The sequence below is a fragment of the Pseudomonas vancouverensis genome (assembly GCF_004348895.1).
Taxonomy (GTDB): Bacteria; Pseudomonadota; Gammaproteobacteria; order Pseudomonadales; family Pseudomonadaceae; genus Aquipseudomonas; species Aquipseudomonas vancouverensis.
Map to the genome: position 1 here is coordinate 248,157 of NZ_RRZK01000007.1, position 21,369 is coordinate 269,525.

Genomic DNA, 21,369 nt, shown 5'->3' on the forward strand with positions numbered 1-21,369 from the left:
CGGTTATGCAGCGATCGACAACTTGAGCTTGTTCATCGCGCTTTTCTCAAGCTGGCGAATACGCTCGGCCGACACGTTGTACTTCTGCGCCAGGTCATGCAGCGTGGCTTTTTCTTCTGCCAGCCAGCGCTGGTAGAGGATGTCACGACTGCGGTCGTCCAGCACTTCCAGCGCTTCGTGCAGGTTGTGGTTGGAGTTGTCGCTCCAGTCGGCATCTTCCAGTTGACGCGCCGGGTCATACCGGTGGTCTTCCAGGTAATTGGCTGGCGACTGGAATGCACTGTCGTCGTCCGCTTCGGCAGCCGGATCGAACGCCATGTCATGGCCAGTCAGGCGGCTTTCCATCTCGCGCACTTCCCGCGGCTCAACGCCCAGGCTTTCCGCCACGCGATGGACTTCCTCGTTGTTCAACCAGGCCAGGCGTTTCTTCTGACTGCGCAGGTTGAAGAACAGCTTGCGCTGGGCCTTGGTGGTCGCCACTTTCACGATGCGCCAGTTGCGCAGGATGAATTCGTGGATTTCCGCCTTGATCCAGTGCACGGCAAAAGAGACCAGGCGCACACCCATTTCCGGGTTGAAGCGTTTCACGGCCTTCATCAGGCCAACGTTGCCTTCCTGGATCAGGTCAGCCTGAGCCAGACCGTAGCCGGAATAGCTACGGGCGATATGTACGACAAAACGCAGGTGGGCGAGCACCATCTGCCGAGCCGCCCCCAGATCCTGCTCATAATAGAGACTCTCGGCCAGTTCACGCTCCTGCTCCGGCGACAGCAATGGAATGCTGTTGACGGTGTGCACATAGGCCTCCAGGTTCGCACCCGGGACCAGAGCATATGCAGGTTGCAAAGAATTGGTCATACGAAAAAACCTCCGACTTACAAACTCGTGCAGTTCAGCACTGCGAAAATTGACCGGAAACCGAAGAACAAGTTCCCTAAAACCCATAACTGCTGAAAGGTCAATACGAGCAAAATGATACTACTTAGGCGCAAGCTCCCTCAGGTGGCGAGCGACTGCAATCCATGCACCGATATACCCCAACAGCACCGCGCCAAGCAAGAGAGACAGACCGTCGGCAACCGGCACGCCCGCCAGGGCAAAATCGCTACCGTACAAACCTGCCAGCCCTACCACGGCGTCGTTCAGCCAGTTCAGGCCAAACGCGAGCACGCCCCAAGACAGAATCCCCGCACCGAAGCCATACAACGCGCCCATATACAGGAAGGGCCTGCGTACATAGCTGTCCGTGCCGCCGACCAGTTTAATCACTTCTATCTCTGTGCGGCGGTTTTCAATATGAAGACGAATGGTATTGCCTATCACCAAAAGTAATGCAGAAACCAGAAGCACGGTCAGACCGAAGACAAAGCGGTCACCCAGCTTGAGGATGGCTGCCAGACGCTCGACCCAGACTAGATCAAGTTGCGCCTGTTGTACCTTGGGCAGCTCGGATAGTTTTTGTCTTAATGCTTCAAGCGCCGGCTTGTCGACTTCGTTCGGCGTCACCAGAACCACGCCCGGCAAGGGGTTCTCCGGCAATTCCTTGAGCGCCTCGCCCAGCCCGGACTGCTGCTGGAACTCTTCCAGCGCCTGTTCGCGACCGACATATTCGGCATCGGCAACACCCGGCATCTTCTTGATCTGTTCGCGCAAGGCTTCGCCTTCAACCGGCTTGGCTTCAAGATCCAGGTACAGGGAAATCTGCGCCGCACGCTGCCAGGAACCACCCAGGCGCTCGACGTTACTTAGCAAAAGTGACAGCCCCATGGGCAAACTCAATGCGACCGCCATCACCATGCAGGTGAAAAAACTGCCGATCGGCTGCTTGCCCAGACGGCGCAGGCTGTCCACCAGGCTGGCGCGATGACTTTCGATCCAGGCACGGAACAACGTGGCAAAGTCCGGCCCGTCGTCATCGTCGTGTTTTTTCTTCTGTGGCTGCGGATCGGCGGCTTTCGGCGCCACGCGCTCGGAAACCTTCGGACTGCGGGTAGCACTCATACGCCGGCCTCCCCGTCGCCGATCAATCGACCACGTTGCAGGGTCAACATGCGGTGGCGCATGCGCGCGATCAGGGCCAGGTCGTGACTGGCAATCAGCACGCTGGTACCCAGGCGGTTGATGTCTTCGAACACACCCATGATCTCGGCCGCCAGACGCGGGTCGAGGTTACCGGTCGGCTCGTCCGCCAGCAGCAAGGCCGGACGATGGACGATGGCCCGGGCGATGCCGACGCGCTGTTGCTGACCGGTGGACAGGTCACCCGGGTACAGGTCGGTCTTGTCCGAGAGCGCCACGCGCTCCAGGGCCGAGTCGACGCGCTTGGCGATCTCGGCCTTGGACAGGCCGAGGATCTGCAACGGCAGCGCGACGTTGTTGAACACCGTGCGATCGAACAGCAACTGGTGATTCTGGAACACCACGCCGATTTGCCGGCGCAGGAACGGAATCTGCGCGTTGCTGATGGTGCTCAGGTCTTGCCCGGCCAGCAGCAATTTGCCGCTGGTCGGGCGCTCCATCGCCAGTAGCAACCGCAACAATGTGCTTTTACCGGCGCCGGAATGGCCGGTGACAAACAGAAACTCGCCACGACGGACTCGAAAGCTCAGCTCATGCAAGCCGACGTGACCGTTCGGGTAGCGTTTACCGACCTGTTCGAAACGAATCATGAACGCTCCCGCTCGGCAAACAATGCCTGGACAAAGGGTTCTGCTTCAAAGGTACGCAAATCATCGATGCCCTCGCCGACACCGATGTAGCGAATCGGCAAGCCGAACTGCTTGGCCAGGGCGAAAATCACCCCACCCTTTGCGGTGCCGTCGAGTTTGGTCAATGCCAGGCCCGTCAGTTCGACAGTCTGGTTGAATTGCTTGGCCTGGTTGATGGCGTTCTGACCAGTGCCCGCGTCGAGCACCAGCAGTACTTCGTGCGGCGCGTCGGCATCAAGCTTGCCGATAACCCGGCGCACCTTTTTCAGCTCTTCCATCAGGTTGTCTTTGGTGTGCAGGCGACCGGCGGTGTCGGCGATCAACACGTCGATGCCACGCGCCTTGGCGGCCTGAACGGCATCGAAGATCACCGAGGCCGAGTCGGCGCCGGTGTGCTGGGCGATGACCGGGATCTTGTTGCGCTCGCCCCAGACCTGCAGTTGCTCCACCGCGGCGGCGCGGAAAGTGTCACCCGCAGCCAGCATGACCTTCTTGCCTTCCAGCTGCAGCTTCTTCGCCAGCTTGCCGATGGTGGTGGTTTTACCGGCACCGTTGACGCCAACCACCAAAATCACGAACGGCTTGTTCTGCGAAGTGATTTTCAGCGGCTGCTCGACCGGTTTGAGCATCGCCGCCAGTTCGGCTTGCAGGGACTTATACAGCGCATCAGCGTCAGCCAGCTCTTTGCGCGCAACCTTCTGGGTCAGGCGCTGGATGATCACCGAGGTCGCCTCGACGCCGACGTCTGCGGTCAGCAAACGGGTTTCGAGGTCTTCGAGCAACTCGTCGTCGATGGCCTTCTTGCCCAGGAACAGGCTGGCCATGCCTTCGCCAATGCTGGCACTGGTCTTGGACAGGCCCTGCTTGAGGCGGGCGAAGAAACCAGCTTTGGTTTCTTCGATACGGACGGGTTCGACGGGCGCGTCAACAGGCGTGACGACGGGGACGGGGGCAGGCGCTTGAACGATGGGTGCCACGGGAGCCACGACCACAGGAGCAACAGGCTGCTCGATCACGGGTGCGGGCTCAACAACCGGCTCGACCACCGCCGCCTGAACGGGCGTCACCGCCGGAATCGGCGGCGTCACATGGGGCGCCAGATCATCTTCGACCAGCGCTACCGGCTCTTCTGCCACCGGCAAGGTCAGCCATGGCTTGGCAGCGGGGGCCTCCTGCGGGGTTTCGACCACCACCTCAGCAGCTGGCTCGGCTACAGCCTCGACGGCAGGCTGCAGAACTGGCTCGGCAATCGGCAGGACAACTGGCGCGGGCGTTTCTTCTATAGCAGGAGCAGGTGCCGGCGCGGGCTCGGCAATCGGTTGTGGCTGTTCGACAACGGGTTCCTGCGGCTTTTTGCGCAGCCATCCGAACAGGCTTTTTTTCTCGCCAGCCGCAGCTGGGGTCTTCTTGTCGTCGTTGGAACCAAACATGGGGGACGGCTATCTCACGGTAGCGACGCGCCAATGGCGCCCCGGCAAATAAAAATTCGATGCAGAACAGACTGCAATTGCTCCAGCTTGTTCACGCGCAACATTTTGTCGAGGAGCCCAAAGACGCCTCAAAGGTCGACTAATACGATGGACTGGAACGGCATCGTCGGCGAAAACGCAGAGTTTAGCTGACAAACTCAAAGCTAATGCCGGTAACCCATACAACCTTCCGGCCGATCAAAGGCCTGATAGGCGTGGCCGCCAGTAAAACGGATCAGTATCCTAGCACCTCCTCGCCCGCCTAGGCTAAGACCAAGCGGGCAGCCCAACAGGTTTAAAAACGAATGAATGCTCTAGCCCGCCGCGCTGCCGGCCTGCTGCTCAGCACAGTTTGCCTCCCCCTTTCGGCCCTGGCTGCCGACCCGCAACCCACTCACGAATTCACCCTGGACAACGGTCTGAAGGTGATCGTGCGCGAAGACCATCGCGCGCCCGTAGTGGTATCCCAGGTCTGGTATAAGGTCGGCTCCAGTTATGAGACCCCTGGCCAGACCGGCCTGTCCCATGCGCTGGAACACATGATGTTCAAGGGCAGCGAGAAGGTCGGGCCTGGCGAGGCTTCGTTGATCCTGCGCGACCTCGGTGCCGAAGAGAACGCCTTCACCAGCGACGATTTCACCGCCTACTACCAGGTGCTGGCCCGTGATCGCCTGGGCGTGGCCTTCGAACTGGAAGCCGACCGCATGGCCAATCTGCGCCTGCCGGCCGACGAGTTCGCCAAGGAAATCGAAGTCATCAAGGAAGAGCGCCGCCTGCGCACCGACGACAAGCCGATGTCCAAGGCCTACGAGCGCTTCAAGGCGATGGCCTACCCGGCCAGCGGCTACCACACGCCGACCATCGGCTGGATGGCCGACCTTGACCGCATGAATGTCGAAGAGCTGCGTCACTGGTACAAATCCTGGTACGTACCGAACAACGCCACGCTAGTGGTGGTCGGCGACGTCACCCCGGACGAAGTGAAAGCCCTTGCCCAACGCTACTTCGGCCCGATCGCGAAACGCGATGTGCCGCCAGCGAAAAAACCGCTGGAACTGGCTGAACCGGGCGAGCGCCAGATCACCCTGCACGTGCAGACCCAACTGCCGAGCCTGATGCTGGCTTTCAACGTGCCAAGCATTGCTACAGCTGAAGACAAACGCATGGTCAATGCCCTGCGCCTGATCTCGGCACTGCTTGATGGCGGCTACAGTGGACGCATTCCGACACAGCTGGAGCGCGGCGAAGAGCTGGTGTCCGGCGGTTCGGCAAGCTACGACGCCTACACCCGCGGCGACAGCCTGTTCACCTTGTCGGCCACACCGAACACCCAGAAACACAAAACCATCGCCCAGGCCGAAGCCGGGTTGTGGAAGCTGCTCGATCAACTGAAAACCACCGCACCCACCACCGAAGAACTGGAGCGCATGCGGGCACAGGTCATCGCCGGCCTGGTGTACGAGCGAGACTCGATCACCAGCCAGGCTTCGGCCATTGGCCAACTGGAAACCGTCGGCCTGTCTTGGAAGCTGATGGACACTGAACTGGCCGATCTGGAAAGCGTGACCCCGCAAGACATCCAGGCCGCCGCCAAACTGTATTTCACTCGCGAACGTCTCAGCGTCGCCCATGTACTGCCTCTGGAGACGACTCATGAGTAAGCGTCAATCCCGTCTCGTCCTGACCGGCCTGCTCGCCGTCGCACTGATTGGTTCCGCCACGCTTTACCTCTCGCGCTCCGGTGAAACCAACGCCAGCGAAGCACTGGACAAGGCCAAGTCGAGTCAGAAACTGCAATCGCTGGCCGAACTCAACGGCAAGGCACCCGACCATCGCAAGCTGGACGTGCAGACCTGGAGTACCGCCGAGGGCACCAAGGTGCTGTTTGTCGAAGCCCATGAGCTGCCGATGTTCGACATGCGCCTGATCTTCGCCGCCGGCAGCAGCCAGGACGGCAATACACCGGGCCTGGCACTGCTGACCAACGCCATGCTCAACGAAGGCGTCGCCGGCAAGGACGTCGGCGCCATTGCCCAGGGCTTCGAAGGCCTGGGTGCCGATTTCGGTAATGGTGCTTACAAAGACATGGCCATCGCGTCGTTGCGCAGCCTCAGTGCCAAGGACAAACGCGAGCCGGCCCTGAAGCTGTTCGCCGAGGTCATCGGCAAGCCGACCTTCCCTGCCGATTCACTGGCCCGCATCAAGAACCAGATGCTCGCCGGTTTCGAATACCAGAAACAGAATCCCGGCAAGCTGGCCAGTCTCGAACTGATGAACCGCCTGTACGGTGATCATCCGTATGCGCACTCCAGCGACGGTACGGCGAAAACCGTCCCGGCGATCACCTTGGCGCAACTACGTGCTTTCCACGAAAAGGCCTACGCAGCAGGCAACGTGGTGATCGCCCTGGTCGGCGACCTGTCCCGCGCGGAAGCCGAGGCTATTGCCGCACAGGTGTCTGGCGCCCTGCCAAAAGGCCCGGCCCTGGCAAAAATTGCTCAACCGAGCGAGCCGAAGGCCAGCGTCACGCACATCGAGTTCCCGTCCAAGCAAACCAACCTGATGCTCGCGCAACTGGGCATCGACCGCGACGACCCGGATTACGCCGCCCTGTCCATGGGCAACCAGATCCTCGGCGGTGGCGGTTTCGGTACCCGTCTGATGAGCGAGGTCCGCGAGAAACGCGGCCTGACCTATGGCGTATACTCCGGCTTTACGCCGATGCAGGTGCGTGGCCCGTTCATGATCAACCTGCAAACCCGCGCCGAGATGAGCGAAGGCACGTTGAAGCTGGTTCAGGATGTACTGGCCGATTACCTGAAAAACGGCCCGACCGAAAAAGAACTCGACGACGCCAAGCGCGAACTGGCCGGCAGCTTCCCGCTGTCCACCGCCAGCAACGCCGACATCGTCGGCCAACTGGGTGCCATCGGCTTCTATGACTTGCCGCTGAGTCACCTGGAAGATTTCATGCAGCAATCCCAGGCGCTGACCGTTGAACAGGTCAAGGCCGCCATGAACAAACACCTGAGCACGGACAAAATGGTCATCGTCAGCGCTGGCCCGACCGTGCCGCAAAAGCCGTTACCGGCCCCAACAGATAAACCTTCCGAGCAACCGCTCGGGGTTCCGGAGCATTAATGGCCAGCCCAAAAAAACCTGCAAAAAACGTCCATAACGGCGTCAACCAACTGCGCATCATCGGCGGTGAGTGGCGCAGCCGGAAACTGAGCTTTCCCGACGCCCCGGGCCTGCGCCCGACGCCGGACCGCGTGCGTGAAACCCTGTTCAACTGGCTCGCGCCTTACGTACCGGGCGCCAAGGTGCTCGATCCGTTCACCGGCAGCGGCGCGCTCTTTCTCGAAGCCCTGTCCCGTGGCGCTGCCATGGGTCAGGCGCTGGACGCCAGCAGCATCGCGGTGTCCAGCCTGAAAGAACACCTGGGCACGCTGCGTTGCAGCAACGGCCAGGTGCAGACCGCCGACGCCCTGCGCTATCTGGAAACCCAGACCGCCACGGCCTACGATCTGGTATTCCTCGACCCGCCGTTCAACCAGAACCTGTTGCCCGCCGTGTGCAAGTTGCTCGAAGAGCGCCAATGGCTGGCCGAAGACGCCTGGGTCTACACCGAAAGCGAATCCGCGCCTTCGACCCTGGGCTTGCCGGAAAACTGGCGTCTGCACCGGGAGCAAAAATCCGGGCGGGTGTACTACTCGTTGTGGCAACGAATCACCATCACTCTTTCCTGAAGGCTATTCGGGCAGATTAAATATCTGCCCGACACTTCCAGCCTAATCAATATGCAACAAATACAACATAGATGCAGCCTTAACATTTAGTTCATTGTGAACTTGCGAACTTACTCGCACGGACGCATGAGACTATTTACAAATGGATAAATCAACAAACACGCAAACCCACTTATCAACTCACACATTTACGCTTGGCAATGGATTAAAAATCATTGTTCGCGAAGATCATCGCCGACCTCAGGTTTTTTCGACCGTTATCTACGCTGTCGGAGATAGCCACGAAAACTGTGAAGATCGAGGTCTGAGTACCCTCGCATTCTGGTCGATGCTGCAGAACTCTGCAGAACAGAAGAAAATATTGGAAGGCCTCGGGGGCCAAATCCAAAACCTGAATGGTCCGGTAGCCATCAACGCCATCACGCTTCCATCAGCAAACTTGCAAGTTGCATTTGAAGCCCATGCAAGGTTAATGACACACACTTTGACAGATAGCAAAATGCGCGAAAGCATTGAGAATCTTATCTTGCGCCGTAAAAAGAACGCGCGCTTCGTTTCAGCCATTTCATTTAGCCCGGAACTTGAAGCCCTCATTGAAACCGGCTCCAGCACTTATAAACCGGCGGTGGGTTTTATTGAGCAACTGGAGCAGTTGAGCCTGGAGAAAATCCGCGTCTGGCACCAGAGATGGTTTGGACCGAATAATGCGCTCTTGGTCGTTGCCGGCGACGTCACCGCCGACAAGGTCAAACAACTGGCTGAGGCGTATTTCGGTGGCATAGAGCGGGGTAACGTGCCTGACCGTCCGATTGTCCGGGGACAGCAAGAGCCTGGCTATCGACAGATCACCCAGCAAATGAATATCGAACGTCCCCTCATGCAAATCATCTTCAATACGCCTAGCCTGGCGACGACCACCGATGTGCGCTCTGTCAGGGCCTTGGAGGTGTTAAGTGCGCTATTGTCTCATTGCGCCCCGGAGAGCCTGAGATCAACCAGCAAGCTGCCAGACACGATTTTCTGCAGCTTTCCTTTGGATAGTCGTAGTAATACTCGAATCAGTTTTGCATATGAATTCGAAGGCGATGCGATTGAAGCGGAAGCCGGTTTCTGGAGACTGCTGGATCATGTCAAATACACCCTATTCTCCGACGAGGAAATAGGGCGAGCCGTCGAGACCCTTTGCAAGAATGAACTGGTCGCCTACGACACGCTTCAGGCGCAATCCATGGACCTTGGCTGGGCAGTCGCTCAAGGTACGTCCATCGATACCTGGGAAGCTAAAGTGGAACAGTTGCAGGACATAACGGCGAGCGATATCCAGCAGGCCGCTCAAATGCTGCTAAAACGAGAGCGTGCCAGCGTGGGGCATATGTTTCCCATGAAAGCGTCGAGCATTTCTGACTCTGCTACCGACTCCGTCACGTAGCCTTCAAATTCATCTGTTGCCGGCCACCATGAGAAATCCGGACACTTGCAAGTCATGTTGTGGCAACGTATGACAGAGATCGCCGGCTGACCCACCGGCCTGAACAAGCGGCGCGCTTCCCTGCAAGCGCGTCGCGCTGCATCGAGAACCATCGTGCCCGCTTTGTCAGAACGCTTCACTCCCGCCTTCGGCCTCGGCAACCCGCACCTGCAAACCTTGTGGGGCCCGCTATGGCGTAAAACCGTGCACCTCGAGCGAGAACGCGAACGCCTGTGGCTCGAGGACGGTGACTTTCTCGACCTCGACTGGCACGGCCCGCACAGCGCCGATGCACCCTTGGTGCTGGTGTTGCACGGCCTTACCGGCTCGTCGAACTCGCCTTATGTCGCCGGCATTCAAAAAACCCTGGGCGACCGGGGTTGGGCCAGCGTCGCACTGAACTGGCGCGGTTGCTCGGGCGAGCCCAATCTTTTACCGCGCAGTTACCACTCCGGCGCCAGTGAAGACCTCGCCGAAGCAATCCGGCACTTGCGGGCCAAACGCCCACTCGCCCCGCTCTATGCCGTGGGTTATTCGCTCGGCGGCAATGTCCTGCTCAAACATTTGGGCGAGACCGGCAGCGGCAGTGGCATAACAGGCGCTGTGGCGGTGTCGGTGCCGTTTCGCCTGGACCAGTGCGCCGACCGCATCGGCCAGGGGTTCTCCAAGGTGTACCAGGCGCACTTCATGCGCGAAATGCTGGCCTACATCAAGAACAAGCAGCGCCAGTTTCAACACGATGGACGCGAGGAAGGACTGGCGGCACTGGCGGCCCTCGGTTCGCTGGAGAACATGCGCACCTTCTGGGATTTCGATGGCCGGGTCACCGCACCGCTTAACGGTTTCGTCGATGCCGAGGATTACTACCGCCGAGCCTCGAGCCGTTACTTCCTCGGTGAGATTCGCACGCCGACCTTGATGATTCAGGCCGCTGACGACCCCTTTGTGTTTCCCCACAGCCTGCCGCAAAGCGAAGAACTGTCCGCTTGCACGCAGTTCGAACTGCAAGCCAAGGGCGGGCATGTCGGTTTCGTCGACGGCACGTTCAGGCAACCCGGCTATTACCTTGAGCGCCGCATTCCCCAGTGGCTGGCCGCTGTGGGTCGCGAATAGCTCATGCAGGCAGATCAGGGCGAATCGATCCATTTCTGGCAAACCCCGCCATTGGCCGGGGTCGAGCTGCTGTCCGCGCGCTACATCGATCAGCGTTTCGCTCCGCACGTGCACGACGGCTATGTGATCGGCATGATCATGGCCGGCGCCCAGCGTTATCGCTACCGCGGCGCCGAGCACCTGGCGGGTTGCGGCACACTGGTCCTGATCAACCCCGACGAACTGCACACCGGCCACAAAGGCACCGAGGACGGCTGGTTGTATCGGGCGTTCTATCCGGACAGTGGCCAGATCACCTCACTGCTGGCCGAACTCGAACTGCCCACCCATCACCTGCCCGCCTTCGGTGCCACGCTGTATCGTGATCAGGACCTGGTGAACGGGTTTTGCCAGCTCCACCGCTTGCTGGAAAGCCCCGCCACCGCGTTGCAGCAACAAACGGTCTGGCGCGAGCTGGTGCTGTCGCTGTTGCAGCGTCATGCGGCGGTACCCACTGCCGGCAAGCCTGGCAAGGAGCACCGGGCCGTGACCCTGGCCAAAGATCTGTTGCACACCCAACTGGCCGCGCCACCTTCGCTGGAAGAGCTGGCGGCAGCGGTCAACCTGTCGCCGTTCCATTTCGCCCGGGTTTTCCGCCAAGCCACCGGCATGCCGCCGCACACCTGGCTGATGCAACAACGCATCGCCCGGGCCCGGGCGCTTTTGCAAAATGGTTGTTTACCGCTGGAAGTGGCGATGCAATTGGGATTTGCCGACCAGAGTCACCTCAGTCGGCAGTTCAAGCAGGTATATGGCGTAGGGCCGGGGGCGTATCGCAGTGCTCGGCAACCGCCCGAATCTTGAAGTGACAATGGATCCTGTGGGAGCGAGCCTGCTCGCAATTGGGTCATCACAGTCAACAACGATGTTGACAGGGACGCCGCCTTCGCGAGCAAGCTCGCTCCCACAAGGACTTGCGGCGCTTATTCGCCCGTGGCGACGCCCCGCGCAGGCTCATTGATCCATTCGCTCCACGACCCGGCATATAAACTGCCCAACGGATACCCGGCCAGACACAGCGCAAACAGGTTGTGGCACGCTGTCACACCGGAACCGCAGTACGCCACCAGATCATTCGGGGAGCGACCACCCAGATTCGCCGCAAAGCGCTGCTTGAGCTGATCCGCCGACAGGAAGCGCCCGTCACTCCCCAGGTTGTCGGTAAACGCTGCACATTGGGCGCCGGGAATGTGACCGGCAATCGGGTCGATCGGCTCCACTTCACCCTTGAAACGCGGCAGTGCACGAGCGTCGAGCAACGTCAGCTCAGGTCGGGCGAGGCGTTTTTGCAGCTGCTCGGCACTGAGCAACAACGACATATCAGGGCTGCCCGTGAAGGTGCCACGAACAGTCGACGGCGCATCGAGGCTCAGCGGCAACCCTGCTGCGTGCCAGGCCTTGAGCCCGCCATCGAGGATAAACACGCCGTTGCGTTTGCCCAGCCACGCCAGCAACCACCAGGCTCGCGCCGCGTAGGCACCAGGGCCGTCGTCGTACAGAACCACATCGCTGTCGGCATTGATGCCCCAGGCTTGCAGGCGTTCAATCAGCGCAGCCGGTTCGGGCAGTGGATGACGCCCGGTTACCCCCTTGACGACCTTGCCACTGAGGTCGCGCTCAAGATCGGCGTAACTCGCACCGACGATGTGGCCTTCGGCATAGCTGCGCTGCCCATAGTCCGGGTCTTCAAGGGCAAACCGGCAATCCAGAATCACCAACCCCGGCCGGTCCTTCTTCTGGTCCAGTGCTTGCGGGCTGATCAATTGCGCAATGGGCATAACGGGCTCCTGTGATGTCGTCGAATCTCGATTCTGCTGCACGTGCCGGTTTACAACTCTTCCAGCGCCTGCGCCAACGGTACGTAAAACTCTTCGAACAGGGCATCCACTTCGGCACGCGCCTGCTCGGTGACGAAGCCTGTCTCCAGCACCAGCACCTGATACACGCCGCGCTTGATCGCCTGTTCGCTCAGGTGGCTTGAGTTTTCCCGCGTGGTGCACAGGAAACGCACCCAGGACGTGAGGATGATCCAGGCGTTGAGCGTCAGGGACTCGATCTGCACCTTGTCCATCTGCAAGATGCCGGCAGCAACGAAGCCTTCATAGATGGCCGCGCCGTGGATCAGGCTGCGCTGGGAAAAACGCCGATAGCGGTCGGCCAGAACCGGGTCGCTGTCGAGCAGATGCTCCAGGTCGCGGTGCAGGAACCGGTAGCGCCACATCGCCGCCAGCAGCTCTTTGAGATAGAAGCGCTTGTCTTCCACCGTGGCAACACGACCCTGCGGCGGACGCAAGAAGCTGTCCACTAGGCTTTCGTACTCACTGAACAGCACGGCGATAATCGCCTGCTTGTTAGGGAAGTGGTAGTACAGGTTGCCCGGGGAGATTTCCATGTGGGCTGCGATGTGGTTGGTGCTGATGCTGCGCTCGCCCTGCTGGTTGAACAGCTCCAGGCTGTTCTGCACGATGCGCTCGCTGGTTTTGATCCGTGGGGCCATGGCTTGAGCTTTAATTCAGAGTGCGTTGAGGGGCATCTTACGACCTAACTGTCAGCGGATAAAACAAAGCCGTTCAGGATGTCATTTGACTTTCTAGAGTATAGACTCTAAAAAGTCCCTCATTACAATAAATCCGGAGCCGACAATGACTGCTGATATTTCCTACATACAAAACCTGCAGCAGCCGCTGGAAGATCTTCAGGCATTGTTCGACGCCCAGCGTCGCGCCTATGCCGCCAACCCGATGCCGCCTGCCGCACAGCGCCAACAATGGCTCAAGGCGTTGAAGGATTTATTGAATAGCGAGCGTCAGGCCTTGATCGATGCGATCAGCCAGGATTTCAGTCATCGCAGCGCCGATGAAACCTTGCTGGCCGAACTGATGCCAAGCCTGCACGGCATCCATTACGCCAGCAAACACCTCAAAAGCTGGATGAAACCGTCGCGGCGCAAGGTCGGCGCAGCGTTCCAGCCAGCCTCGGCCAAAGTCGTTTACCAGCCACTGGGCGTGGTCGGCGTGATTGTGCCGTGGAACTACCCGTTGTACCTGGCCATCGGCCCGCTGGCGGGTGCGTTGTCGGCGGGTAACCGGGTGATGCTCAAGCTCAGCGAGTCGACGCCGGCCACCGGTTTGTTGATGAAAAAACTCTTCGCACAGATATTCCCCGAGGACCTGGTCTGCGTGGTACTGGGGGAAGCAGATATGGGCGTTGCGTTCTCGCGCTTGCCGTTCGATCACCTGCTGTTCACCGGGGCCACCAGCATCGGCAAGCACGTGATGCGGGCCGCCGCGGAAAACCTCACGCCGGTCACCCTTGAGTTGGGTGGCAAATCCCCTGCCATCGTGTCCCACGACGTGCCGCTCAAGGATGCCGCTGAACGCATCGCCTTCGGTAAAACCCTGAATGCCGGACAAACCTGCGTGGCCCCCGACTACGTGCTGGTTCCGGAAGAGCGTGTCGGCGCCTTTGTCGAGGCCTATCGCGCGACCGTGCAAGGGTTTTATCCGACACTGGCTGACAACCCGGACTACACCGCCATCATCAACGAGCGACAACTGGCGCGGCTCAACAGCTACGTGAGCGACGCCACCAGCAAGGGCGCGCTGCTGATCCCGCTGTTCGAGCAGGACCAGGGTCGGCGCATGGGGCACAGCCTGCTGCTCAATGTCACTGACGACATGACCGTGATGCAGGATGAAATCTTCGGCCCGCTGCTGCCGATCGTGCCCTACAAGGATCTCGATCAGGCTTTCGCCTACATCAACCAGCGCCCGCGGCCACTGGCGCTGTATTACTTCGGCTACGACAAACGTGAGCAGCATCGCGTATTGCACGAAACCCACTCCGGTGGCGTGTGCCTGAACGACACCCTGCTGCACGTTGCCCAGGACGACATGCCTTTCGGCGGCATCGGCGCTTCAGGCATGGGCCACTACCATGGTCACGAAGGTTTCCTGACCTTCAGCAAGGCCAAGGGCGTGCTGATCAAGCAACGACTGAATGCGGCGAAGCTGATTTATCCGCCCTATGGCAAGTCCATCCAGAAGCTGATCCAGAAACTGTTCATCCGCTAACGACCACCACCGTCGGGTAATAACAATAATGAGCCCATGCCTGTCCGATACTCCCGCGCTGTCCCGGCGCGGTCTGCTCAAATTCAGCCTTGGCGCCAGCGCCTTTCTCGCCACCGCGGGTCTTGGCGCCAGCCTGAGCGGTTGCTCATCCAGTGTTCCGGCCAACGGTTTCAAGGCCCTGCGCAGCGGTGAACTGCCGTTTCTGCGAGCGCTGATTCCGGTGATGCTCAAGTCCGCCGTGACGGCCGAACAGATGCCGGATGCCGTTGAGGGCACCCTCAAAAGCCTGGATTTCAATCTTGATCACCTGTCCCCGGAAATGCTCAAGCTCACCCGGCAATTGTTCGACGTGCTGGGCATGGCCGTCACTCGCGGCCCTCTGACCGGGATCTGGGGCAGTTGGGAAAACGCCAGCGCCGACGACATCCGCCGCTTCCTCAATCGCTGGCAAAACAGTTCGTTGAGTTTGCTGCGCATGGGCCACAGCTCGTTGCTGCAGCTGGTAATGATGGCCTGGTACGGGCGCAAGGAATCCTGGGCACATTGCGGGTATCCCGGGCCGCCCACGGTCTGAAACCGTGTCGCGTCCATCGCGAGCAAACTCGCTCCCACAGATATGAAGTGGCCGCAGCTTTTACGAACGACTTGATCCTGTGGCAGCGGGCTTGCCCGCGATAGCGTCGGTCGCTTCAACCCCAACTCCAACAATAAGAAGAGAACCTGAGATGCCCGTACCCGATCCGTTTCGCGAAGGCATGGCCCGAGGCTGGAAAACCTATGACGGCTCGCAACTGACCGAGGACCTCACCCTGGAAGCGGACGTAGCCATCATCGGCAGCGGTGCCGGTGGCGGCACCACCGCCGAGATCCTCAGCGCCGCCGGCTATAAAGTGCTGCTGATCGAAGAAGGCCCGCTCAAGACCAGCAGCGATTTCAAGATGCTCGAAGACCAGGCCTACAGCAGCCTCTACCAGGAAGGCATCGGCCGCATGAGCAAGGACGGCGCCATTACCATCCTGCAAGGGCGCGCCGTGGGCGGCACTACGCTGGTCAACTGGACCTCGAGCTTCCGCACCCCGCAGCCGACCCTCGAACACTGGGCCAAAGAGCATGACGTAAAGGGCCACAGCCCTGAGGAGATGGCGCCGTGGTTCGAAAAAATGGAACAGCGTCTGGGTGTCGCACCCTGGATGGTGCCGCCCAATGCCAACAACGATGTGATCCGCAAAGGCTGCGAAGCGTTGAACTACAGCTGGCATGTGATCCCGCGTAACGTGCGCGGCTGCTGGAACCTCGGCTACTGCGGCATGGGCTGCCCGACCAATGCCAAGCAATCGATGATGGTCACCACCATTCCGGCCACCCTGGAAAAGGGCGGCGAGCTGCTTTATCTCGCCCGAGCGGAAAAATTCACTCTCAACGGCGACAAGGTCACTGGCCTCACCTGCTCGGCCATGGATGCACGCTGCGTCGCGCCGACCGGGCGCACCATCACCGTCAAGGCGCGGCATTTCGTGCTGGCCGGCGGCGGCATCAACAGCCCGGCGCTGTTGATGCGCTCCGATGCGCCTGACCCGCACAAGCGCCTGGGCAAACGCACCTTCATCCATCCGGTGAACATGTCTGCGGCCCTGTTCGACGACGTCGTCAACCCGTTCTACGGTGCGCCGCAGTCGATCTACTCCGACCACTTCCAGTGGCAGGACGGTGCCACGGGCAAGATGTCCTTCAAACTGGAAGTTCCGCCCCTGCATCCGGCGCTGGCGACCACACTGCTCGGCGGCTTCGGTCAGGACAACTCGCAGCACATGGCCAACCTGCCGCACACCCACGCCATGCTGGCATTGCTGCGGGACGGGTTTCACCCGGACAGCCCCGGCGGCAACGTCGAGTTACGCGGCGACAACACGCCAGTACTCGACTACTCGATGTCGCCCTACGCCTGGGACGGATTGCGTCGGGCCTTCCACACCATGGCCGAAATCCAGTTCGCCGGCGGTGCCCGGGCCGTGATGCCGATGCACGCGGATGCCCGCTACGTCAAAACCCTGGCCGAAGCCCGCACCATGATCGACGGTTTGAGCCTCGAGTTGTACCGCACACGCCTGGGCAGCGCCCATGTGATGGGTGGCTGCGCCATGGGCGAAGACCCGAAAAACGCCGTGGCCGACAGCCTCGGCCGCCATCATCAGCTGGCCAATCTGTCGATCCATGACGGCTCGTTGTTCCCCACCAGCATTGGTGCCAACCCGCAATTGTCGGTGTACGGGCTGACCGCACAATTGGCGACTTCCCTGGCCGAACGTTTGAAAAACCCATGAAAAGGACGATTATTCCCCTCGTCTATAGTGCTTTCTTACCCCACAGGCGACTTGGCCGACCGGGAAGGCTGCGATACCATCCGACTCCCCAACGGATTCCCGCCAGGACGACGCGATGAACCGAGTGTTGTACCCAGGTACCTTCGACCCTATTACCAAGGGCCATGGCGATCTGGTCGAACGCGCCTCGCGCCTGTTCGACCACGTGATCATTGCCGTCGCCGCCAGCCCGAAGAAAAACCCGCTGTTTCCCCTGGAACAGCGCGTTGAGCTGGCCCGCGAGGTCACCAAACATCTGCCCAACGTTGAAGTCGTCGGCTTCTCGACGCTGCTGGCGCATTTCGCCAAAGAGCAGAACGCCAATGTGTTCCTGCGTGGCTTGCGTGCGGTTTCGGACTTCGAATACGAATTCCAGCTGGCCAACATGAACCGCCAACTGGCACCGGACGTGGAAAGCCTGTTCCTCACCCCGTCCGAGCGTTATTCGTTTATTTCCTCGACGCTGGTCCGTGAAATCGCAGCCCTGGGCGGCGATATCACCAAGTTCGTGCACCCTGCGGTGGCGGACGCCCTGACCGAGCGCTTCAAGAAGTAATCTGCAATCTGTAGGAGCAAGCCTGCTCGCGATGGGCGTCAACGATGACGCTGGAAGCCTGATGCCCTGCGGCGTTCTCAGGTTTTTCGCGAGCAGGCTCGCTCCCACAGCGCCAATGCGGCACAATTACGCGCATTGATTTATTGCGCCCGGGCCCGCCGCCCCGGCTGGAGTTAGCATGTCCCTGATCATCACCGACGATTGCATCAACTGCGACGTCTGCGAACCCGAGTGCCCGAACGCCGCCATTTCTCAAGGCGAAGAGATCTACGTGATCGACCCGAACCTGTGCACCCAGTGCGTCGGCCACTACGACGAACCGCAGTGCCAGCAGGTTTGCCCGGTCGATTGCATTCCGCTGGACGAAGCCCATCCGGAGACTGAAGAGCAGTTGATGGAGAAGTACCGGAAGATTACCGGTAAGGCTTGAGTCATTCGGCGTACTTTAGGCCGCCATCGCGAGCAAGCTCGCTCCCACAGTTGATTTGTGTCGCTTACAAATCCGCTGCGGGAGCGAGGTCCATCAGCCGTTCCAGGCCTCTAACATGGTCGGGCGTATCAGCGCTGACAACGTGGGCAAAACACGCTCGCACGCTGCCCCAGCTTCACTTCCCGCAATTCAGTCCCGCAGACCTTGCAGTGTTCGCCACCCCGGCCGTACACAAACAGCTCCTGCTGGAAATACCCCGGCTGACCGTCACCGCCAATGAAATCGCGCAACGTGGTACCGCCGCGCTCGATGGCGGCGGCCAGGATGCGTTTGATTTCAATGGCCAGCTTCAAATAGCGCGCCCGGGAAATGCTCCCGGCTTCGCGGCGCGGGTCGATCCCGGCGGCGAACAGCGCTTCAGTCGCATAGATATTGCCGACGCCTACGACCACGGCGTTGTCCATGATGAAGGGTTTGACCGCCATCGACCGCCCACGGGACAGCTGGAACAGGCGCTCACCGTCGAACAGGTCGGTCAGCGGCTCCGGCCCCAGGCGAATCAGCAGTTCGTGATTGAGCGGATCGAGGCTCCAGAGCATCGCGCCAAAACGTCGCGGGTCGGTGTAACGCAGGGCCAGGCCCGACTCCAGTTCGATGTCCACATGCTCGTGCTTGGCGGCCGGAAGACCGGCCTCGACCAGGCGCAAATTACCCGACATGCCCAAATGGCTGATCAAGGTGCCGACCTCGGCGTTGATCAACAGGTACTTGGCACGCCGCTCCACCAATACGATGCGCTGCCCGGACAGGCGCACATCGAGGTCTTCCGGGATCGGCCAGCGCAGACGGCGGTCACGCACGATGACCCGGCTGACCTTCTGGCCTTCCAGATGCGGCGCGATGCCGCGACGGGTGGTTTCGACTTCGGGTAATTCAGGCATGGTGCTCTCGAATCAGGCTTGCGAGCCCTAAGAGTACCGCACTCAGCGATGGGTACCGAGATCCCGGATGGTCTGCTTCAACGTCTCGAAGTCATAGTCCGAGAGACCGACATAATCGAGCACCAGGTGCGCGATGCTATTCCACTCGTGATCTTCGGCCTGGTTGCCCAGCACCCGGTAGGACGCGCAGATATGCTCGGCCATCTTCAGGATCGCCAGCAGGTTTTTCAGCGGGGTGTTGCGCGAGGACTCATCGCTGAAGATCGCCAGGGCGTTGTGATGATTGGCAATCGCCGCGCTCACGTGCTCCGGCAGGCGCCAGGACTTGGCGGTGTAATAACCGACCACCGAGTGGTTGGTATTGAACACCTGGTTTTCCGTGTCCACAACGCGGCAATCGGCGCTGGCGTTGGCGTAGGCCTGTTCCAGCACGCCCATGTAATCGGGGAAGCGCTGGAGCATCAGCGGCACGCCGCAGTCGTGGAAAAGGCCCAGTGCGTAAGCCTCGTCACCGTTTTCCACGCCGATGCGCTTGGCCAGAGTCAGGCAGGTCATCGCCACGTCCTGAGCGGTGTCCCAGAACCGGTTCAAAGTGACGATGGTTTCGTCGTTCATCTCGCCCTTGATCGACTGCGCATTGATCAGGTTGATGATCGAGCGGCTGCCCAGCAGGTTCACCGCACGCTGGATCGAGGCAATCTTGTGGCTCAGGCCGTAATACGGCGAGTTGACGATCTTCAGCAAGGAACCGGAAAGGCCCGGGTCCTGGGAAATCAGCTTGGCGATGACTTCCAGATCCGGGTCGGGCATGTACTGCTCCATCTGCAAATCCACCATGATTTGCGGCTGGGCCGGTACGCTGATGCCCTGCAGGGCTTGTTGGATCTGTTCGGAAGTCAACTCTTGGGACATAAGTGCACACTCTGGGTCAGGCGGCGATTCTAACCTTTATGATATTGGATCCGACATACCAAATCTTGTGACAACTTTGTAAGCAACGGCCAATCCAGCGCTCCATACATCCACTTGCCAGCCTATCGGCGGCCTCAACAGGCTATACTCCCGCTCTTTTTTCCGGAGCGACGACATGTCCCTGCCTAGCCTGCGCCTCAAAGCCAACGCCGACCGTCGTCTGCGCAACGGTCATTTGTGGGTCTACAGCAACGAAATCGACGTCGCCGCGACGCCTCTGCATGGTTTCAAGGCCGGCGACCAGGCGATCCTCGAAGCCGCCGGCGGCAAGCCGCTGGGCATCGTCGCCATGAGCCCGAACAACCTGATCTGCGCTCGCGTGCTGTCCCGCGACATCAAGCTGCCGCTGGACAAGTCGCTGCTGGTGCACCGCCTGAACGTGGCCCTGTCGATCCGCGACCGCCTGTTCGACAAGCCGTTCTACCGCCTGGTCTACGGCGACTCCGACCTGCTGCCAGGCCTGGTGGTCGACCGTTTCGGCGACATCCTCGTGGTACAGATCGCCTCGGCGACCATGGAAGCCCACAAGGACGACGTCATCGCTGCCCTGACCCAAGTGCTCAAGCCAAGCGGCATCCTGTTCAAGAACGACTCCGCCGCCCGTGACGCCGAAGGCCTCACCCGCTACGTCGAAACCGTGTTCGGCCTGGTGCCGGAGTGGGTCGCCCTGGAAGAGAACGGCGTGAAATTCGAAGCACCGGTCATTCAAGGCCAGAAAACCGGCTGGTTCTACGACCACCGCATGAACCGCGCGCGCCTGGCACCTTATGCCAAGGGCAAGCGCGTTCTCGACCTGTACAGCTACATCGGCGGCTGGGGCGTTCAAGCGGCAGCCTTCGGCGCCAGTGAAGTATTCTGCGTCGATGCGTCGGGCTTCGCCCTCGATGGCGTCGAGCGTAACGCCGCGCTGAACGGCTTCGCCGACAAGATGACCTGCATCGAAGGCGACGTGTTCGAAGTGCTCAAGGAGCTGAAAGCCAGCGAAGAACGTTTTGACGTGATCGTGGCCGACCCGCCGGCGTTCATCAAACGCAAGAAAGACATGAAAAACGGCGAAGGCGCCTACCGTCGCCTGAACGAGCAAGCCATGCGCCTGCTCACCAAGGACGGCATCCTCGTCAGCGCTTCGTGCTCGATGCACCTGCCGGAAGACGACCTGCAAAACATCCTGCTGACCAGCGCCCGCCACCTGGACCGCAATATCCAGATGCTCGAGCGCGGCGGCCAGGGCCCGGATCATCCGGTGCATCCGGCGATTGCCGAGACGCGTTACATCAAGAGCATTACCTGCCGGTTGTTGCCGAATAGCTGATTTATTCCGCTTGAAAAGGGGAGCCAATCGGCTCCCTTCTGTTTTTTAGCTTCCCTCAACTCTCCAAATACATCCCCCCTCGCCAGACCCCGTCTCTACATTCCTGTGCAATTTTTCGAAGCTAATTTAGAAGAAGGCATAAATGTAAGATCACTCCGACAAAATTACCGGAAAATCCT

The 21,369-nt window shown here is 60.1% G+C and carries 20 protein-coding genes; 12 read left to right on the forward strand and 8 right to left on the reverse strand.

What is annotated here, in order from left to right:
- Positions 1–3: 3 nt before the first annotated feature.
- From rpoH to ftsY, 4 genes are all read right to left on the reverse strand, one after another.
- Entirely contained in the window at positions 4–858 is an 855-nt protein-coding gene (gene rpoH, locus EIY72_RS05540; RefSeq protein WP_007975386.1) for an RNA polymerase sigma factor RpoH, read from the reverse strand.
- Positions 859–978: 120 nt separating this feature from the next.
- The gene (gene ftsX / locus EIY72_RS05545) at positions 979–2,001 is read right to left on the reverse strand and encodes a permease-like cell division protein FtsX (protein ID WP_093229081.1); all 1,023 of its coding nucleotides are present in this window, start codon (positions 1,999–2,001) and stop codon (positions 979–981) included.
- Positions 1,998–2,669 carry a cell division ATP-binding protein FtsE gene (gene ftsE / locus EIY72_RS05550; protein ID WP_003229148.1) on the reverse strand — a complete coding sequence of 224 codons (672 nt, stop codon included), beginning with the start codon at positions 2,667–2,669 and terminating at the stop codon, positions 1,998–2,000. The genes ftsX and ftsE overlap by 4 nt, the downstream gene beginning before the upstream one ends.
- Positions 2,666–4,138 carry a signal recognition particle-docking protein FtsY gene (gene ftsY, locus EIY72_RS05555; RefSeq protein WP_093229078.1) on the reverse strand — a complete coding sequence of 491 codons (1,473 nt, stop codon included), beginning with the start codon at positions 4,136–4,138 and terminating at the stop codon, positions 2,666–2,668. The genes ftsE and ftsY overlap by 4 nt, the downstream gene beginning before the upstream one ends.
- A gap of 344 nt (positions 4,139–4,482) precedes the next feature.
- On the opposite strand from ftsY, the gene EIY72_RS05565 reads away from it, so the two are divergent.
- The 6 genes from EIY72_RS05565 (at position 4,483) to EIY72_RS05590 (ending at position 11,350) form a co-directional block, all read left to right on the forward strand.
- A complete protein-coding gene (locus EIY72_RS05565) occupies positions 4,483–5,838 on the forward strand; it encodes a M16 family metallopeptidase (protein ID WP_093229075.1) in 1,356 nt (451 codons plus the stop codon).
- On the forward strand, positions 5,831–7,318 hold the full coding sequence (locus EIY72_RS05570) for a M16 family metallopeptidase (protein ID WP_093229072.1): 1,488 nt from the start codon (positions 5,831–5,833) through the stop codon (positions 7,316–7,318). Before EIY72_RS05565 ends, EIY72_RS05570 begins: the two co-directional genes overlap by 8 nt.
- Positions 7,318–7,926: a 16S rRNA (guanine(966)-N(2))-methyltransferase RsmD gene (gene rsmD / locus EIY72_RS05575; protein ID WP_093229069.1), complete on the forward strand. Its 609-nt coding sequence runs from the start codon at positions 7,318–7,320 to the stop codon at positions 7,924–7,926. The genes EIY72_RS05570 and rsmD overlap by 1 nt, the downstream gene beginning before the upstream one ends.
- 142 nt (positions 7,927–8,068) lie before the next feature.
- Positions 8,069–9,355 (forward strand): M16 family metallopeptidase, encoded by a 1,287-nt coding sequence (locus tag EIY72_RS05580; protein WP_093229066.1) that lies wholly within the window; start codon positions 8,069–8,071, stop codon positions 9,353–9,355.
- 153 nt (positions 9,356–9,508) lie between these two features.
- Positions 9,509–10,507 carry a hydrolase gene (locus EIY72_RS05585; protein WP_093229063.1) on the forward strand — a complete coding sequence of 333 codons (999 nt, stop codon included), beginning with the start codon at positions 9,509–9,511 and terminating at the stop codon, positions 10,505–10,507.
- Between the two features lie 3 nt (positions 10,508–10,510).
- Positions 10,511–11,350: an AraC family transcriptional regulator gene (locus EIY72_RS05590; RefSeq protein WP_093229060.1), complete on the forward strand. Its 840-nt coding sequence runs from the start codon at positions 10,511–10,513 to the stop codon at positions 11,348–11,350.
- Between the two features lie 119 nt (positions 11,351–11,469).
- Here the strand turns inward: EIY72_RS05590 and EIY72_RS05600 are convergent, their stop codons facing one another.
- Both EIY72_RS05600 and EIY72_RS05605 read right to left on the reverse strand, forming a co-directional pair.
- Positions 11,470–12,324, reverse strand: a complete 855-nt coding sequence (locus EIY72_RS05600) for a sulfurtransferase (RefSeq protein ID WP_093229057.1) — start codon at positions 12,322–12,324, stop codon at positions 11,470–11,472.
- 50 nt (positions 12,325–12,374) lie between these two features.
- Positions 12,375–13,043, reverse strand: coding sequence for a TetR/AcrR family transcriptional regulator (locus EIY72_RS05605; protein WP_093229054.1), 669 nt, complete (start codon positions 13,041–13,043; stop codon positions 12,375–12,377).
- 145 nt (positions 13,044–13,188) lie between these two features.
- On the opposite strand from EIY72_RS05605, the gene EIY72_RS05610 reads away from it, so the two are divergent.
- The 5 genes from EIY72_RS05610 to EIY72_RS05630 all read left to right on the forward strand — a co-directional run bounded on the left by EIY72_RS05610 (position 13,189) and on the right by EIY72_RS05630 (position 17,965).
- Positions 13,189–14,619 carry a coniferyl aldehyde dehydrogenase gene (locus EIY72_RS05610; RefSeq protein WP_093229051.1) on the forward strand — a complete coding sequence of 477 codons (1,431 nt, stop codon included), beginning with the start codon at positions 13,189–13,191 and terminating at the stop codon, positions 14,617–14,619.
- A 28-nt stretch (positions 14,620–14,647) separates the two neighbouring features.
- Entirely contained in the window at positions 14,648–15,193 is a 546-nt protein-coding gene (locus EIY72_RS05615) for a twin-arginine translocation pathway signal protein (RefSeq protein ID WP_093229048.1), read from the forward strand.
- A 151-nt stretch (positions 15,194–15,344) separates the two neighbouring features.
- Positions 15,345–16,940: a GMC family oxidoreductase gene (locus EIY72_RS05620; RefSeq protein WP_093229045.1), complete on the forward strand. Its 1,596-nt coding sequence runs from the start codon at positions 15,345–15,347 to the stop codon at positions 16,938–16,940.
- A 115-nt stretch (positions 16,941–17,055) separates the two neighbouring features.
- The gene (gene coaD / locus EIY72_RS05625; protein ID WP_007975368.1) at positions 17,056–17,535 is read left to right on the forward strand and encodes a pantetheine-phosphate adenylyltransferase; all 480 of its coding nucleotides are present in this window, start codon (positions 17,056–17,058) and stop codon (positions 17,533–17,535) included.
- Positions 17,536–17,713: 178 nt separating this feature from the next.
- A complete protein-coding gene (locus EIY72_RS05630; RefSeq protein ID WP_003195146.1) occupies positions 17,714–17,965 on the forward strand; it encodes a YfhL family 4Fe-4S dicluster ferredoxin in 252 nt (83 codons plus the stop codon).
- 128 nt (positions 17,966–18,093) lie between these two features.
- On the opposite strand, the gene mutM is transcribed toward EIY72_RS05630, so the two are convergent.
- Positions 18,094–18,906: a bifunctional DNA-formamidopyrimidine glycosylase/DNA-(apurinic or apyrimidinic site) lyase gene (gene mutM, locus EIY72_RS05635; protein WP_093229043.1), complete on the reverse strand. Its 813-nt coding sequence runs from the start codon at positions 18,904–18,906 to the stop codon at positions 18,094–18,096.
- A 42-nt stretch (positions 18,907–18,948) separates the two neighbouring features.
- Positions 18,949–19,818, reverse strand: coding sequence for an HDOD domain-containing protein (locus EIY72_RS05640; protein WP_093229040.1), 870 nt, complete (start codon positions 19,816–19,818; stop codon positions 18,949–18,951).
- Between the two features lie 175 nt (positions 19,819–19,993).
- Between EIY72_RS05640 and EIY72_RS05645 the strand changes: the two genes are divergently transcribed.
- Positions 19,994–21,190: a class I SAM-dependent rRNA methyltransferase gene (locus EIY72_RS05645; RefSeq protein ID WP_093229038.1), complete on the forward strand. Its 1,197-nt coding sequence runs from the start codon at positions 19,994–19,996 to the stop codon at positions 21,188–21,190.
- Positions 21,191–21,369: the final 179 nt, after the last annotated feature.